15 protein-coding genes are annotated in these 16,501 nt (G+C 61.0%); 5 read left to right on the top strand and 10 right to left on the bottom strand.

Annotated features, from left to right (window positions below):
• Nucleotides 1–31 precede the first annotated feature (31 nt).
• Nucleotides 32–529 carry a transcription elongation factor GreB gene (gene greB / locus AB4O11_RS28820; RefSeq protein WP_003226818.1) on the top strand — a complete coding sequence of 166 codons (498 nt, stop codon included), beginning with the start codon at nt 32–34 and terminating at the stop codon, nt 527–529.
• A 6-nt stretch (nt 530–535) separates the two neighbouring features.
• Here the strand turns inward: greB and AB4O11_RS28825 are convergent, their stop codons facing one another.
• The 3 genes from AB4O11_RS28825 to AB4O11_RS28835 form a co-directional block, all read right to left on the bottom strand.
• Nucleotides 536–844: a hypothetical protein gene (locus AB4O11_RS28825; protein WP_093435191.1), complete on the bottom strand. Its 309-nt coding sequence runs from the start codon at nt 842–844 to the stop codon at nt 536–538.
• A gap of 248 nt (nt 845–1,092) precedes the next feature.
• Complete coding sequence (locus tag AB4O11_RS28830) at nt 1,093–1,527, bottom strand: DoxX family protein (RefSeq protein WP_007908568.1); 435 nt, start codon at nt 1,525–1,527, stop codon at nt 1,093–1,095.
• 112 nt (nt 1,528–1,639) lie between these two features.
• Nucleotides 1,640–3,061, bottom strand: a complete 1,422-nt coding sequence (locus tag AB4O11_RS28835; protein ID WP_099756858.1) for an MltF family protein — start codon at nt 3,059–3,061, stop codon at nt 1,640–1,642.
• A gap of 236 nt (nt 3,062–3,297) precedes the next feature.
• Between AB4O11_RS28835 and AB4O11_RS28840 the strand changes: the two genes are divergently transcribed.
• The 3 genes from AB4O11_RS28840 to AB4O11_RS28850 all read left to right on the top strand — a co-directional run bounded on the left by AB4O11_RS28840 (nt 3,298) and on the right by AB4O11_RS28850 (nt 6,378).
• On the top strand, nt 3,298–4,104 hold the full coding sequence (locus AB4O11_RS28840) for a TatD family hydrolase (protein WP_099756859.1): 807 nt from the start codon (nt 3,298–3,300) through the stop codon (nt 4,102–4,104).
• A 213-nt stretch (nt 4,105–4,317) separates the two neighbouring features.
• Complete coding sequence (locus AB4O11_RS28845; RefSeq protein ID WP_460129711.1) at nt 4,318–5,799, top strand: methyl-accepting chemotaxis protein; 1,482 nt, start codon at nt 4,318–4,320, stop codon at nt 5,797–5,799.
• Between the two features lie 213 nt (nt 5,800–6,012).
• On the top strand, nt 6,013–6,378 hold the full coding sequence (locus AB4O11_RS28850; protein ID WP_095048527.1) for a DUF962 domain-containing protein: 366 nt from the start codon (nt 6,013–6,015) through the stop codon (nt 6,376–6,378).
• Between the two features lies 1 nt (nt 6,379).
• Here AB4O11_RS28850 and AB4O11_RS28855 read toward each other — a convergent pair whose 3' ends face one another.
• The 3 genes from AB4O11_RS28855 to AB4O11_RS28865 form a co-directional block, all read right to left on the bottom strand.
• Nucleotides 6,380–7,174, bottom strand: coding sequence for an acyl-CoA thioesterase (locus AB4O11_RS28855; protein ID WP_093435202.1), 795 nt, complete (start codon nt 7,172–7,174; stop codon nt 6,380–6,382).
• A gap of 238 nt (nt 7,175–7,412) precedes the next feature.
• Nucleotides 7,413–8,177 carry a CHAD domain-containing protein gene (locus AB4O11_RS28860; protein WP_460129713.1) on the bottom strand — a complete coding sequence of 255 codons (765 nt, stop codon included), beginning with the start codon at nt 8,175–8,177 and terminating at the stop codon, nt 7,413–7,415.
• Between the two features lie 79 nt (nt 8,178–8,256).
• Entirely contained in the window at nt 8,257–8,535 is a 279-nt protein-coding gene (locus tag AB4O11_RS28865; RefSeq protein ID WP_064120270.1) for a hypothetical protein, read from the bottom strand.
• A gap of 215 nt (nt 8,536–8,750) precedes the next feature.
• Between AB4O11_RS28865 and AB4O11_RS28870 the strand changes: the two genes are divergently transcribed.
• Nucleotides 8,751–9,791: a patatin-like phospholipase family protein gene (locus tag AB4O11_RS28870; protein WP_093435209.1), complete on the top strand. Its 1,041-nt coding sequence runs from the start codon at nt 8,751–8,753 to the stop codon at nt 9,789–9,791.
• A 121-nt stretch (nt 9,792–9,912) separates the two neighbouring features.
• Here the strand turns inward: AB4O11_RS28870 and AB4O11_RS28875 are convergent, their stop codons facing one another.
• The 4 genes from AB4O11_RS28875 to kdpB all read right to left on the bottom strand — a co-directional run bounded on the left by AB4O11_RS28875 (nt 9,913) and on the right by kdpB (nt 16,500).
• A complete protein-coding gene (locus tag AB4O11_RS28875) occupies nt 9,913–10,611 on the bottom strand; it encodes a response regulator (protein WP_093435212.1) in 699 nt (232 codons plus the stop codon).
• Nucleotides 10,612–10,659: 48 nt separating this feature from the next.
• Nucleotides 10,660–13,311 carry a DUF4118 domain-containing protein gene (locus AB4O11_RS28880; protein WP_460091806.1) on the bottom strand — a complete coding sequence of 884 codons (2,652 nt, stop codon included), beginning with the start codon at nt 13,309–13,311 and terminating at the stop codon, nt 10,660–10,662.
• Nucleotides 13,312–13,441: 130 nt separating this feature from the next.
• Nucleotides 13,442–13,987 (bottom strand): potassium-transporting ATPase subunit KdpC, encoded by a 546-nt coding sequence (gene kdpC / locus AB4O11_RS28885; protein WP_093435218.1) that lies wholly within the window; start codon nt 13,985–13,987, stop codon nt 13,442–13,444.
• A 455-nt stretch (nt 13,988–14,442) separates the two neighbouring features.
• Nucleotides 14,443–16,500, bottom strand: coding sequence for a potassium-transporting ATPase subunit KdpB (gene kdpB, locus AB4O11_RS28890; protein ID WP_093435221.1), 2,058 nt, complete (start codon nt 16,498–16,500; stop codon nt 14,443–14,445).
• Nucleotide 16,501 lies beyond the last annotated feature (1 nt).

The following is a 16,501-nucleotide window of genomic DNA, read 5'->3' on the forward strand; positions in this document are numbered from 1 at the left end:
ACTCAAGCGGTCTTAATCAAAAGAAGTTGCCATGAGCCGTTATCGCCCTCCCCGCACCGCCGGCACCGCGCTGATCACCCCTGAAGGTGAAGCGCGGATGCGCGCCGAATTCCATGAGTTGTGGCATGTGCGCCGCCCGCAAGTGACGCAATCGGTCAGCGAGGCCGCGGCTCAGGGCGATCGTTCGGAGAACGCCGAGTACACCTATGGCAAGAAGATGCTGCGCGAGATCGACAGTCGCGTACGCTTTCTCACCAAACGTCTGGAAGCGTTGAAAGTCGTCAGTGAAAAACCCAGCGATCCGAACAAAGTCTACTTCGGCGCCTGGGTGACCATCGAGGACGAAGACGGCAAGCAATCGCGCTACCGCATCGTCGGCCCCGATGAACTGGATCTGAAACTGGGCCTGATCAGCATCGACTCGCCACTGGCCCGCGCCTTGATCGGCAAGGCGCTGGATGCTGAAGTCCGGGTGCAGACGCCGACCGGCGAGCAGTTCGTTTACATCGTCGCCATCGACTATCCGTAAAGCGAATCAGCGGCGGGTGATCAGGCCCTGCCGCGCAACGCGCACCAGTTGCTTGATCATCTCCGGCGCATCTTCAGCGCTCGGCGTCTGAATCACCGCCAGATCAAAACTGTCACTGGCAAAACGTGACAGCGACTCGCCGTCTTCAACGAACTGGATCAGGAACGCGGCAGGACCGCCACTGCGCCGTGGCCAGCCATCGAGATAACGCAGCAGCGTTGGCTGATGTTTGCCGCCAAGGAGAATTTTCGGGTTGCGTTGAGTGATATGCGCAGTGATCGGCGCGGGACGTGCTGGAGGGCGTAGTGCATTCATCGTGTCGTGTCTCTGCCTCAAAAGTCTGCATGGCAGGTGAGAGGCAACACCGAACCAGCGCTTTAGCGGTATTTCGAAGCCCTGTTCCGGCTTCTGACGGCAACTTTTGAAGTCACCTGGCGCCCCGCAAGTAGCTGTTTAAATCGGCGCATGGGCAACATCCTAGAGAACGTGACCGATCAGTGTCAAGAATCAGCCGCAACAAAAAAGGCCCGCACAATGCGGGCCTGTTCCTTGAGCCAGAGCGCTTAACCGGCGATGGCGCGGTCCACCGAGAGCTTGCCGGCGCCTTCGATCAGGACGGCGAGGCTGCCACCGAGCAGAGCCAGGGCGAACTCGTAACCGTTGTTGGCCATAAACAGACCGTTGCTGATGTGAACGGTGAAGATCGCCACCAGCGACAGAAAGGTCAGACCCAATGCTGCCGGACGCACCAGCAGGCCAATGATCAACGCCAGGCCAGCGAAGAACTCAGTACCGCCCGCCAATGTGGCCATCAGGTAGCCCGGGTGCAGACCGATGCTGTCCATGTACTGCGCGGTGCCCGCCAAACCGTAACCACCAAACAGACCGAAAAGTTTTTGCGAACCGTGAGCCGCAAAGATTACGCCGACAGCAATGCGCAGGATGGTCAGGCCATAGCCAGCGCGGGTGAACAGTACTTTGTTGATCAGAGAGCTCATGGGGCGTTCCTTGTTTTTGCGAGAAGTTATGTGTGTTGGTTGGCCGCTATATTAATCAATAAATTTCATGTTAAAAGCGCAAATATTCCGCCATAACAATCAGTTTATTAGATCATTTCCGTGAGACGACTTTTTGCGCCCCGGGCTCCAACGACTCCCGCTCCCGGTCGAACGCCAAGTAATACTTGTTCACGCTATTAACATAGCTGACCGGCCCCATTCCTACCTGCTCCATGGCAATGCGTTCGACCTGGAAGAACCACTGATTGGGGTTCAGTCCACGCCGCCGGGCTTCAGCGCGCATGCCCTGCACGCGCTCGGGGCCGATGTTGTAGGCCGCCAACGTGAAAGCCATGCGTTCACGTTCATTGAGCTTGGGACTGTTGAAGAACTTGCGGCGGATCATCGCCAGGTACTTGGCCCCGGCCTGCACATTCGCATCGAGATTTTGAATGTTGTTCACGCCGACTCGCTGAGCGGCAGAAGGCGTGATCTGCATCAGCCCGGTCGGACCACTGCCGCTGCGGGCATTGGGTTGCAGGCGTGACTCCTTAAACGCCAGTGCGGCCAGATTCAGCCAGTCCATGTTCTGCGCGTCGGCATGCTTTTGCAGGGTCGGGCGCAGTTTTTCCAGGCGCTGGCGATCAGCCTTGGCCAAGGGATAGTGGACTTGATAGAGACGCCGATAGATGCGCAAAAACGCCGCATCTTCATTGGATGGCTTCTTGTAACCGCCGAGAAAGCGATCAATGCTCGCGCGCAACATCGAGGCGTCGCGGCGTACGAACCAGTACTCCTCGCCCGGTTCGCTGATTATCAGTTGCCGGTCAAAACGCAGCTTCGGCAAGATCTTGCCCCAGCGCTCGGCGATGGGTTGCTCGACGATGGTCAGGTGGAAAATGCCACCCTGAACCATCTCCAGCACGTCTTCGACCGCCAGGGACGGATCAACCCATTCGATCTTGATCGGCGCCAATTTGTGCAACGCCAGTTTCTGATTGAGCTGACTGACCGCCTCCCCCGCCGCACTGCCGGTCGGCAACGCCAGGGTTTTGCCGGAAAGCTGCTCGACCTTGGTGTAGCGCCGCTCGCCCTTGATCCCGACCAGCACCAGCGGCACATTGCTGGCAATCGGTTCGCTACTGGCGACCGCGAAGCCCGCTTGCAAATCGAGCAATTCGCCCGGCGCGACCAGATCACCCTCGCCCCGCTGCAAGGCGCCGAGCAGTTGGTCCTTGGCTTTGGGAATGATCTTGAGGGTGATTTCCTGACCATCGCGGGCATGGCCGTTGAGGTATTGCTCGAAGGCGCGCAGGCGATGGTATTCGACGCCGATGGCCTGGCCCTGGACTTCGCCGGAGCTGTTGCGGCTCTGATTGACCAGCACCCGCAACACGCGGCTGCTACGAATCTCGGACAAGTCGCGCACCTTGGCCGCCGGCACGGCTTGCAGCGGCCCGGGCAGGCGCGCAACCGCCGTCATCGGCAGTAGCAGCGAGCCACACAACAGGAGCAAAACCGAGGGACGAACCATCCACTCTCCGGAAAGAATACGGGGCGATTTCATCGTTAAAACGTCGAAATCACCGACGAAAACAGAGCGCCATGAGCGCTGGCAACGTGCGAGAGACTGGCACAGTAATGGCACTTCTACCAAACCGGTCTGCGTCGCGGCATCAACAGACAGCTATAACTCGTTGTAGTTCTTGGCTTTTCTTATGAATCTACAGCTCTGGTATGCTTTCCGGCCTTCGGCCCGAGGTAGCAACCATGCAACTCATCGATATCGGCGTCAACCTGACCAACCCCAGTTTCGCCGACAAACATCAGGCCGTACTCGAGCGCGCCTATGCCGCGGGCGTGTGCCAACTGGTGCTGACCGGCACCAGCGTCGAGGGCAGCGAGCAAGCCCTGGAGCTGTGCCAGCAACTCGATGAAAGCGGCCAGCGCCTGTTCGCCACCGCCGGTATTCATCCGCATTCGGCCAGTGACTGGAACGTTGATAGCGCAAGCCGTTTGCGCAGTCTGCTGCAGGAGAAAAACGTGGTAGCCGTGGGTGAATGCGGGCTGGATTTCAACCGTGATTTCTCGCCGCGCCCACAGCAGGAAAAAGTCCTTGAGGAACACTTGGCGCTAGCCGTTGAACTGCAAATGCCAGTGTTCCTGCACGAGCGTGATGCCAGCCAGCGCCTGCTGGAAATCCTCAGAGACTTCCGCGATCAATTACCCGCCGCTGTGGTGCATTGCTTCACCGGCGAGCAAAAAGCCTTGTTCAGCTATCTCGACCTGGATCTGCACATCGGCATCACCGGCTGGATCTGTGATGAGCGCCGAGGCACGCATTTGCATCCGCTGGTGAAAGAGATCAAACGCGGGCGCTTGATGCTGGAAAGTGACGCGCCTTATTTGCTGCCGCGCACGCTGCGCCCGAAGCCGAAAAACGGTCGCAATGAGCCGGCGTATCTGACTGAAGTGCTGCGTGAAGTGGCGCTGCATCGTGGCGAAACCGAGGAAGATCTGGCGGCGCACACCACCGCGTGCGCCCGCGCGTTCTACAACCTCCCCACCCTTTCCTGACACACCCCAATTTCTCTGTAGGAGTGAGCCTGCTCGCGATGGCGGCAGCTCATTCAACATTGAGGTGACTGACACACCGTCATCGCGAGCAGGCTCACTCCTACAAGGGCGGGACCGTGCGGTCTGTTGACTCATATCAAGATCCGCAAATCTGCATAGCGGCACAATAATGGCACCTTGCCAAAACTGTTTCCGCTATCAGAGAAGACCTCCATGGGTGCCTGGCTTAGCAATATCTCGCTGAAATACAAATTCTGGGCGGTCAATGCGGTCGCCTTCGTCACCACCCTGTTGCTGGTGCTGTACGCCGTGCAGCTCGAGCAACAGGCGCGCAGTCACGCATCGCAAGCATCCGCGCAGGCCCAGGCACAATTGCTCAAGGCCTGGCCTGCCGGGCAGCCATTGCCGAAAGTTGATCAAGTGCTGACCTTTAAACGCGGCGAAGCACCGCGCCTGAACGATCAACCCTTGCTGGAAATCACGGAAAGCAACGGCTGGAACGACATCAATCATATGCCGCTGTTCGGCGACAATCCGTTAATGGGCGCCGAAGTGTTCAGCCGCGCCGATGGTCAGCAGGTCGCGGTGATTGCCTATGGTCCGAGCCTGAGCCAAGTGTTCAGCGAACGTTTCGCCAACTATGCGGTGGCAGTGTTCATCCTGATGTTCGCCATGCTGTGCGCCTCGCAACTTTTAATCCGCTTCCTGCTCAGCCAGCTCAACACCTTGAAAGACGTGATGCTCCACGTCGAGAAAAGCGGCGATCTCTCGGCCCGTGTGCCGCTGGCCGGTAAAGACGAAGTCGGGCAGATGGCCAATGCGTTTAACGCGATGCAGGCCGGTTACCAGCGCGTTGTGACGACCGTCGCCAACACCGCGCGGCAACTGGATGTCGGCGCGGCACGGCTAGCGTCGAGCATGAACGAAGTGCGCCACGGCATGCTCGGCCAGCAGAGCGAAACCGATCAGGCCGCCACCGCGATCAACGAAATGACCGCCACCGTTTACCACATCGCCCAGCACGCCGGCGCCACCCGCGACCTGTCGCAGACCGCCGATGGCCTCGCCGGCAGCGGTCAGCAAGTGGTCGCGCGGGTGCAGCAGTCGATTGCCGGACTCTCCAGCGGAGTGCAGCAGACGGCCGAGATGATTCAACGGCTGGCCGAGGACAGTCAGAAGATCAACGGCGTGGTCAGCGTGATTCACAGCATTGCCGAGCAAACCAACCTGTTGGCACTGAACGCCGCCATCGAGGCGGCCCGCGCCGGTGAGATGGGCCGCGGCTTTGCGGTGGTGGCCGATGAGGTGCGCAATCTGGCCAAACGTGTGCAGACCTCGACCGACGAGATCACCACGATGGTCTCGGCCTTGCAGGCTGGCACTCGCGATGCGGTGGATTTCATGCAGGAAAGTTCGTACAAGGCCGACGACTGCGTGCAGCAGGCGCAGGAGGCTGGCGCGGCGCTGGCGGAAATCACCGGCGCGGTGGCGCAGATGCGTGAGAGCAACACGCAGATTGCCGTGGCGGCGGAGCAGCAGAGCCAGGTCGCCGAAGAGATGAATCGGGCGGTGGTGAGCATTCGTGATGTGACCGAGAACACAGTGCAGCAGACTGTGGATTCGGCGACGACCAGTAATGAGTTGGCGACGTTGGCTGGGGAGTTGAGCAAGGCGATCGGTCAACTGAAACTCTGATGCCCCCTTCGCGAGCAGGCTCGCTCCCACAAGGGGATTTGTGTGCGCACCGATCCAATGTGGGAGCGAGCCTGCTCGCGAAAGCGTCAGCCCCGGCAACATCGAATCTTGCGATGACGCCTATCACTTCAATAGCCAACCTTGATTCGCCGCCCTCCGTGCCCAGGCCTATTCTTCAACCATGTGTTCAACAAGGATCGAGGAGTAGAAAACATGGGCAAACGTCACCCCAACCTTCCCGCGTGGCAATGGCGCGCGTACCCGGGCAATCATCAGCACCCGACCAATCTGGTGCTGCACTTGATTGCCGTGCCGTTGTTTATCGTCGCGTTTCTGCTGATCGTCTCCGGAGTGTTCAGCCTGAGTCTGGCCAGTGTGGCCATCGGCGTGATCGGCATCATCGCGGCGCTGGGTTTGCAGCGCCACGGCCACAGCCTGGAGGCGCAAGCCTCCGAGCCGTTCAGTGATCGTAAAGACGCGATGTCGCGTTTACTGGTCGAGCAGTTCCTGACCTTCCCGCGCTTCTTTCTCAGTGGCGGCTGGTGGCGCGCCTGGCGTGAACGCCACCGTCGGCATTGAGTCAGGCGAAAATCGTAACGGTCTGGCGACTCATGGCAATCAACTCCCCTTCCGCGCTCCACAGCTTGGCGGCAACATGGCCGTAGCCGTCGGCGGCGTATTCGATGTCGGCGAGGTACTGACACCAGTCCAGCGTGCTCAAATCGTGTAGCGGCTGCACGAATTCGATGGTCCAGGTCAGCGTGCTACCCGGTGCCGGCCTCTTCAGATATGGCAACAGCGCGGGCGGCCACGCGTCCACCAGGGCCAGCAGATGCGCCTCGTTGACCGGTTCTTCTTTGACATCTCCGCGTAAACGCACCCAGCCGCCCATCAGCCGCGATTGCGTGCCGGTGAACGGCATCCCACCGACACTCCAGCGCATTGCCAGATGACGCATGAACTCCGGGGTCACGCCTTTGATATAGGGTAATTCCTGGCATTCGTCCCAGTGTTTCATTGACGGCGCCGGATAGGCTTCGACAGCCACCTCCGACGGCCGCGAAGCACCGAAGCTGCCTTGAACGATCGTTACCACCTGACCATTCTGCATCGCCCGGCCCATGACCTGGCTGACGGCCTTGCCCTCGCGCAGTACATCGACTTCGAAACTCACCGGGACTTCAGGTTCGACAGGGCCGACAAAGGTGATCGCCAGCGAACGCACCGGGCGATCCGCCGGTACTTTTGCGCGCATGGCTTCGTATTGCAGCGCGGCCACCAGACCACCGAAACTGGCACGGCCCTGGCCCCATTCGGCAGGGATCGTCAGTTCCGGTTGGCGGCGGACCGCCTCGAGCAGATCGCTAAAGCGCATGGCAACCTCAGAAAACAAGAAAGGAATGCAGGGATCTTAACCAGAGCTGCAGAGCGCCGCAGCGTCTATTCCGGTCAAATGGGCTGACAGAAAGGCCTTACCGGGCTAACCGACACACACAACACCCTGTGGGAGCGAGCTTGCTCGCGAAAGCGGTGTGTCAGGTAAGAATGTACCGCCTGACAGAACGCATTCGCGAGCAAGCTCACTCCCACAAGGGGATGTGATGATTTCAGGATTATTTGAAGCAGGCTGAACTGAGTTTTTCCAGCACGCGATCTGCCTTGCTTTCGGCTTTGATCATGGTCGCCTGCCAAGTGGCGACACAGGGCTGCAGATCCGCCTCAAGCTCAGCCTTCGCCAGCCACTGCCAGCAATCGTGCCAGTCGCCCAGCGCGCCTTGGGCAGACTTGAGGCGAGCCAGCGCCGCCTCGGGCAAGCGGTCGAGTTCGGGATAGGCCTCAATGCCGTAACGCACGCGCTTGATCAGCAAGCGCAGGCGATGGCGGTCGTGAGCGGGATCGTGCAGCGCCTCGTCGAGCTTCTGCCATTGCTTGCCGAGGCGTTTTTCGATGCGCTTGTCCAAACCTTTGAGCAAGCCCTGACGCTGTGAGGCGCGCAGGAATCGCGGGAAAGCGTCGAGAATCATCAGCAGCGAAGCCACCTCGGCACTCGCCGCCAGCGCCGGATAAGCCTCGGCCATTTGCGCCATGCGCCGTTGCGCCGCTGCCGGTTGATCATGCGCAAGCAGATAAGCCGCCAGCACCTCGCGATCGCGCCACGGCGTGGTCAATTGGCCGACCGCCGAGGCGGCATCTTCCAGTTGCTCGACCCCGAGCAGACCACGCAATGGCCGCAACAGACTGCGCAAGCGCCGCACCGTGGTACGCAGATCATGCAGCGCCTCGGGGTCGGTCCGTGCAGTGAGCCGTGCCTGACAGGCCAGCAGGCGCACTTCCACACTCAGGACATGAGCCACCAGCCGGTCAATCAACGCAGACATCACTTGCTCCTGATTCAAATGGCTTCGAGGTTCATTTTGCCGCTCAGTCAAAGCAGCGTCCTTGCTTCACGTCAGCAGCTTAGCGGCCAGCGCGGGATTCGCGAATGTAGAAGCGCGCTTTCTCGGCTTTGTTGCTGCAGCCTTCGAACCCTTCGAATTGCTGCTGGGTCTTCGCCGCGGTCAGCAGCGACAACGCTTTGGAGTAGCTGACAGTGCCGGCAAAGCCTTCGGCCTTGGCCAGATCCAGCTCATGCCAAGCCGCGTCGAGCTGGCTGCCGCAGCTGTCGCGGTAAGCGGTTTTACCGGCGCAACCGGCCAATGCCAGAGCCATCAACGGCACACAGATCCAGGCTTTCATCACTCACACCTCAAATAGGTCAACAGTCGTGCAGGTAAGACGGCCGGGCTACGAAAAAGTGCCTTGCCGGCGGGTGAAACCGCGCAACTGAGAAGGATAGCGCTGAAGGGCCATGCAGTAGCGAAAAAACGACGTCACCGGCGCACTCAACGACTTCGGCGATTGAGCCTGCCCGGCGATGGGTGCATTGTGGAACCTTGTCGGGAGGACGCTGGATGAAAAAAAAACGTGTCGCGCTGGTACTGGGCTCCGGTGGCGCCCGAGGCTATGCCCATATCGGTGTCATTGAAGAGATCGAAAAACGCGGTTACGAAATCGCCTGCATTGCCGGGTGTTCGATGGGCGCCGTGGTCGGTGGGATCTATGCCGCCGGCAAACTCGACGTGTACAAGAACTGGATCGAAAGCCTCGACTATCTGGATGTGCTGCGCTTGGTCGACGTGAGTTTTCGCCTCGGCGCGATTCGCGGCGAAAAGGTCTTCGGGCAGATCCGCAAGATCGTCGGTGAGGTCAACATCGAAGACTTGCGCATCCCCTACACCGCCGTCGCCGCCGACCTCACCAACCAGCAGGAGATCTGGTTTCAGGAAGGCTGCCTGCATCAGGCGATGCGCGCCTCGGCGGCGATTCCCAGCCTGTTCACCCCGGTGATGCAAGGCAATCGCATGCTGGTCGACGGTGGCATTCTCAACCCCTTGCCGATCGTGCCCGTGGTGTCGAGTCACTGCGATCTGATCATTGCGGTCAATCTCAATTCGACCAATCAGCGTCACTACAAATTGCCGGTGATCCAGCGCCCTGCCGCTTTTCGCTCACGCTTCGACAGCCTGATCAGTTCGTTGGGATCGAAGATGCCATTCCGCCGTACACAGGCCGAGCAATTGTTGCGGCTCGAACAGGAAGCACTGCGCGCCGAAGCGGCGGACATCAATCCCTGGCTGGACGGCGCCGAGCCGGAAAGCCAGCAACCGGCAGCCGCGCCCGAGCGTGAAGGCGCACCGAAATCGGCGACTGGTTCATTCATCATCGATAACGTCGGGCCGGCCTCGTTGCTGGATCTGATCAACCAGAGTTTCGAGGTGATGCAGACCTCGCTGGCGCAGTACAAGATCGCCGGATATCCGCCGGATATCCTGATCAATGTACCGAAGCGGGTGTGCCGGTTTTTCGAGTTTTACAAGGCGCCGGAGTTGATCGCATTGGGACGCGAGATTGCCCGGGATACGCTGGATCGGTATGACAGTGAGCAGGGATGACTGGCTAAAATTCTTCATTGAATTTGAGGATCTTCGCGAGCAAGCTCGCTCCCACATTTGGAATGCATGCCCCTGTGGGAGCGAGCTTGCTCGCGAAAGCGCCAGATCGGCCAATACAAAACTACAGGCTGTTCTCACTCAACAGCCGATAGCCAACCCCGGCCTCGGTCACGATAAACCGCGGCCGCGTCGGATCATCCGCCAGCTTCTGGCGCAAATGCCCCACCACAATCCGCAGATAATGGCTGTCCTCGGTGTGCGTCGGCCCCCAGATATCCTTGAGCAATTGCTGCTGGGTAATCACCCGCCCCGGATGCCGTGCCAGTTGCGCCAGCACCGCGTATTCCTTGCGGGTCAGCGCCACTTCGACACCGTCGAGCAACACCCGCCGATAAGCCAGATCCACGGTCAGCGGGCCGAAGCTCAGCGCCGCCTGCTGCGCCTCCCCCGCCGGCGCCTGACGCAACAAGGCGCGAACCCGCGCGAGAAACTCCTGAATGCCAAACGGCTTGGTCACGTAGTCATTGGCGCCGCCATCCAGCGCCTGGACTTTCTGCCCTTCGCTGGCGCGCACCGACAGCACCAGCACTGGCGCCGTCGCCCACTCGCGAAACTCGCGCAGCACTTGCTGGCCATCCATGTCCGGCAGGCCTAAATCGAGCACCAGCAGGTCCGGTTTGTTCAGCGCCGCTTGCGCCAAACCCTCGGCACCGTTGCCGGCCTCAAGCACTTTATAGCCCTGTGAGGTAAGGCTGATGCGCAGGAACTTACGGATCTGCGGTTCGTCGTCGATGACCAAAATGGTCGTGGTCTGGCTCATGAATTCACATCAACACAAATAATTGGCAAGAGAGTAGCGCAGTCGGCTTCAGCCTTCATCGTCCATCCCCGGTTGCGTCTGCAACGGCAAGTGCAAAGTGATGCAGGTGCCGTGTCCCTCGATGCCGTCGGCGACGCTGATGCGCCCGCCGTGCGCGCCAACCATGCCCTGACAGATCGCCAGGCCGAGGCCCGTGCCCTGGCCGCCACGATCACCCCGGGCAGCGGTGTAGAACATGTCGAAAATCTTCGCCCGCTCATCCTCCGGAATCCCCGGCCCTTCATCGCTGACCGAGAAGAAAATCTCTTGGTCATCCGCGCCCGCACTAAGTTGCAAGCGACCGTGAGCGGGTGAAAAACGTGCGGCGTTTTCCAGCACGTTGACCAGCGCCTGCTCGATCAGCGCCGCATGCACGAACAACAGCGGTAACTCGGCCGGCACATCAGTGCTGACTTGCAACGGCGCGAGCACCGCGCGCAGGCGATTGAGCGAACTGCCGACGATATCGGCCGGCGACACCCAGTCCCGCGCCAGCTTCAGCGCGCCGTGGCCGAGGCGGGTCATGTCGAGCAGATTCTGGATGTAGCGATCAAGGCGCTCGGCTTCATCGCGGGTGCCTTCAAGCAGTTCACGACGATCTTCCAGCGGGATCGCTTCGCCGAGGGCCAACAGGCTGTCGATGCTGCCGCGCATGGCCGTCAGCGGCGTGCGCAAATCGTGGGATACGGAGGCCAACAAGGCACTGCGCAGTTGTTCGGTTTCACCGTGCAGGCGTGCGGCTTCCAGGTCATCAGCCAACTGCGCGCGCGCCAACGCTTGGGCGAGCGGCTGACTCAACGCGGTCAGCAAACGCCGACGCTGGCCGCTCAAGGTCTGGCCTTCTTTCGCACAGACCCCGAGCAGCGCCAGCGGCCCGTCCTCGACCGACAGCGGCCACCACCACCAGCGTCCGAACGGCAGTGTGCCAGTGCCCATGCCTGCCGGTTGATCGTGTTGCCAGGCCCAGTCAGCGGCGGCGCGTTCGGACTCGGTAAACTCCAACGGCCCGCCGGTCTCGACCTTCCAGCCGCCCTGCCCGTCCCGGTTGAGCAGGCATAACTGCAGATCGCTCCAGCCATTGAGGTGTTGCGCGGCAGCGCTGACCACCGCTTGGCGATCGGTCGCAGCGGTGAGTTTGCGCGACAGGTCGAGCAGTTCAGTGGTCTCTTCCTGGGTGTCGCGCAGGGCCTGCAATTGCCGACGCTGACGCGCCGCGAGGTTGCCAGTGAGCGCTGCCATCAACAGGAAGAACAGCAAAGTCAGCACGTCTTCTTCGCGCTGAATGCTGAAGGAAAAATTCGGCGGGATGAACAGAAAGTCGTAGGTCAGAAACGACAGCGCGGCACAGGCCAGCGCCGGGCCGAGACTGCTGCGCACCGCCACCAGCAGCACCGCCGCAAGGAACACCAGCGAGATGTTCGGCAGCGGCAGCACGCTTGACACTGCCCACGCCAGGGCGGTGGCCAATACGGTGGCGACCAGCGCCAAGGCATAGTCGAACCACACCAGGGTCAGCGCGTTGCGCGGGCGCGGTTGATGCTGTTGCTGATCGCTGTCGAGGACGTTGATCTCCAGCCCGTGAGCCTGACGCAGCAGGCGCGCCGCGAGTCCGCCGCCGAACAGACGCCGGCGTAGATGTGGCCGGGACTGGCCGACCAACACCAGGCTCGCACGGCGTTCGGCAGCGTGCTGGATCAGGGTTTTCGCCACCTCACCGGCGCGCAGCAACACCACTTCACCGCCCAGGCGCTCGGCCAGTTGCTGAGCGCTTTGCAGGCGCAGGCGCGATTGCTCGTCGCGTATGCTGCCGTTATCGACATGCACCAGACTCCACGGTAAATGCCGGCGCTGGGCAACGCGACTGGCGTGGCGCACCAGGCGTTCGGCCTGCGCATCACCATCGACGCCGACCAGCAAGCGCCCGCGCACTGCCGGCGCGGCCTGACCGAGTTGGCGATAGCCTTGGGCGAGATCGTTATCGACCTGTGCGGCAGCGGTTTGCATCGCCAGTTCGCGCAATGCGGTGAGGTTGGTCTGGGTGAAAAACGCATCGATCGCCGCACGCGCCTGCTCCGGCACGTAGACCTTGCCTTCACGCAAGCGCTCGAGCAATTCGCGCGGCGGCAGGTCGATCAGCAGCAGTTCGTAAGCTTCTTGCAGCACCCAGTCCGGCAGGGTTTCGCGCACTTGCACACCGGTGATGCCGCGCACCTGATCGTTGAGACTTTCCAGGTGCTGGACGTTGACCGTGGTGAACACGTCGATGCCGGCGGCGAGCAGTTCCTGAATGTCTTGCCAGCGTTTCGTGTGGCGACTACCGGGCGCGTTGCTGTGGGCCAGCTCATCGACCAGCACCAGTTTCGGTTTGGCCGCGAGAATGCCGTCGAGGTCCATTTCTTCGAGCATCACGCCACGGTATTCCGAGCGCACCAACGCTTGCTGCGGCAAGCCGCCGAGCAGCGCTTCGGTTTCGGCGCGACCATGGGTTTCGACGACGCCAGCGATGACTTTCACGCCTTGGCGCAATTGCGTGTGGGCGGCCTGGAGCATGGCGTAGGTCTTGCCGACACCGGGAGCGGCGCCGAGGAAAACCTTGAGCCGGCCACGGCCGTCACGGGGCAGGTCTGCTAACAGCGCGTCGGCGCGGCCGGAGTCGCTCATGCTGGGAGTTCTCTCTTGCTGATGTTGATTCGGTGTTCGTTATGGCCCTTTCGCGAGCAAGCTCGCTCCCACATTTGGAACGCGTCCTCCTGTGGGAGCGAGCTTGCTCGCGAATGGCAACATCACAGAACTACAGTTTTTCCAGTGCCATGTTCAGCGCCAGCACATTCACCACTGGCGGTCCCACCAGCGGCTGTTCGGTGTGCGCATCGAGCAGTTGCTGAAGAGTCGATACCGGCAAGTTTCGCGCTGCCGCAACTCGCGCCAGTTGATAGGCAATTGCCGCCGGTGGCAAGTGCGGATCGAGACCACTGCCGGAGGTGGTCAGCAGGGCCAATGGCACTGGGCCTTGGCCGGGAACCTGGAGTTTGTTGGCGTCGTCGATCACGCGGGTTGCCAGTGCCGGATTGCTCGGGGCCAGGTTGCTCGCGCTGCTGGAAACGGTCGCAAACGCACCGGCGGAGGGACGTGGATGAAACCACGCATCGCCGACAAAATCCTGCGCGATCAGCGACGAGCCGCGGACCTTGCCGTCGGCGTCTCGCACCAGGCTGCCATTGGCTTGGGCGGGGAATGCGACTTGCGCAACACCGGTCACCACCAGTGGATAGGCGACACCGGTGACCAGGGTCATCAGCACCAGCAGGCTCAGGGCCGGACGTATCATTGTGGACATTTCAAGATCCTCGAATTCGTTGGGCAAACTTTTGCGGGGGGTCAGGGAGATCTTTTCCCCCTCACCCCAGCCCTCTCCCCCAAGGGGGCGAGGGGGAAAGGGAGCCGATTTCCATGCTTTTCAAAACTTGCGTTCGGCTCGGTATTTCAAGTCGGTGCAGCTCTCGTAAATACCTCGGTCAGTCCCCTCTCCCTTAAGTTCACGAAGGGAAAGGGAGCCGATCTTTGTGCAGTTCAAAACCTGAGTTCGGCTCGGTATTTCAAGTCGGTGCAGCTCTCGTAAACACCTCGGTCAGTCCCTCTCCCTTAAGTTCGCGAAGGGAAAGGGAGCCGATCTTTGTGCAGTTCAAAACCTGAGTTCGGCTCGGTATTTCAGGTCGATGTACCTCTGTTGAGCCACTCGGTCAGTCCCCTCTCCCTCTGGGAGAGGGTTAGGGTGAGGGGCTTTTTCCGGCCTCACACCAGATGCAGCGCCGTGAGCAACATGTCGATCGCCTTGATCCCCACGAACGGCACCAGAATCCCGCCCAGTCCGTAGATCAGCAGATTGCGTCGCAGCAGCGCTGCCGCACTCGCCGCCTGCACGCGCACACCGCGCAGTGCCAGCGGAATCAGCACGACGATGATCAACGCGTTGAAGACGATGGCCGAGAGAATCGCGCTCTGCGGACTGGTCAGTTGCATGATGTTCAGCACGCCCAGTTGCGGATAGATCGAAGCGAACAGCGCCGGCAGAATCGCGAAATATTTGGCCACGTCGTTGGCGATGGAAAACGTCGTCAGCGCACCGCGCGTCACCAGCAATTCCTTGCCGATCTGCACCACGTCGAGCAGCTTGGTCGGGTCGCTATCGAGGTCGACCATGTTCGCCGCTTCGCGGGCAGCCTGGGTGCCGTCGTTCATCGCCATGCCGACGTCCGCCTGAGCCAGCGCCGGCGCGTCGTTGGCACCGTCACCGCACATCGCAACCAGACGACCATCGTTCTGCTCGTGACGAATGCGCGCGAGTTTCTTCTCCGGGGTGGCTTCGGCGAGGACGTCATCAACGCCTGCTTCAGCGGCGATGGCGGCAGCGGTCAACGGGTTGTCGCCAGTGACCATCACGGTACGAATGCCCAGTTTGCGCAGTTCAGCGAAACGTTCGCGGATCCCCGGTTTGACCACGTCCTTGAGATGGATCGCGCCAAGCAGTTTGCCGTCAGCGCAGACCAGCAACGGCGTGCCGCCGCTCTGGGCGATCTTGTCGATTTCCCGCGACAGGGCCGGAGCCAGATCCGAGCGTTTTTGGCCGAGGAAACTCAGCAGCGAATCCACTGCACCTTTGCGGTAGACACGGCCCTGATAGTCGACCCCGGACAAACGGGTTTCAGCGCTGAAAGGCACAGCGGTCAGGGTTTCCAGCGCCGGTTCAGGCTGCGGGTGCAGACCACGCAGGTACTCGACGATGGATTTACCTTCAGCGGTTTCGTCAGCCAAAGAAGCGAACAGCGCACCTTCGGCCAGCTCGCGACCACTCACACCCGGCGCGGCATACACCGCACTGCAACGACGGTTACCGAAGGTGATGGTGCCGGTCTTGTCGAGCAGCAACACATGCACGTCGCCCGCCGCTTCCACCGCACGACCGGACTTGGCGATCACATTGAGGCGCACCAGACGATCCATCCCGGCGATACCGATCGCCGAGAGCAAACCACCGATGGTGGTCGGGATCAGCGTAACCAGCAGCGCCACCAGAAACACCAGCGGCAGGCTGCCGTTGGCGAAACGGGCGAACGGTTGCAGGGTCACGACCACCAGCAGGAAGATCAGGGTCAGGCCGATCAGCAGGATATCCAGCGCCACTTCGTTCGGGGTTTTCTGGCGTTTGGCGCCTTCGACCAGCGCGATCATGCGATCGAGGGTCGACTCGCCCGGATTGGCGGTGATCTGCACCAGCAACCAGTCGGAGACCAGACGCGTGTTGCCGGTGACGGCCGAGCGGTCGCCGCCGGACTCACGAATCACCGGCGCCGATTCACCGGTGATCGCCGCTTCGTTGACCGCCGCGATACCTTCAATGACTTCGCCATCACCGGGGATCATTTCCCCTGCTTCGACGCGCACCACATCACCCTTGCGCAGACTCGCCGCCGGCACTACCTGAAAGCTGCCGTTGGCCAGTTTGCGCCGTGCGCTGAGGCCTTCGCTGCCCGCCTTGAGGCTGTCGGCGCGGGCCTTGCCGCGACCTTCGGCCAAAGCTTCAGCGAAGTTGGCGAACAGCACGGTGAACCATAGCCACAGGGCAATTTGCGCCGCCACGAAAGTCGGTACATCGGCGTCAGGAATGAAGCACAGCACGGTGGTGAAAATCGCCGTCAGCTCAACCACCAGCATCACCGGCGAACGTTTCAGTTGCCGTGGGTCGAGCTTGACGAAAGCTTGCACCAGCGCCGGCCGCCACAGGGCCGAGATCGCGGTTTTCGCTTGTTCCGGCGCCTTGACGGCAGCGGGTTTGATTGCGGGCATATTCATC

The sequence above is a fragment of the Pseudomonas sp. H1_D05 genome, assembly GCF_054682705.1.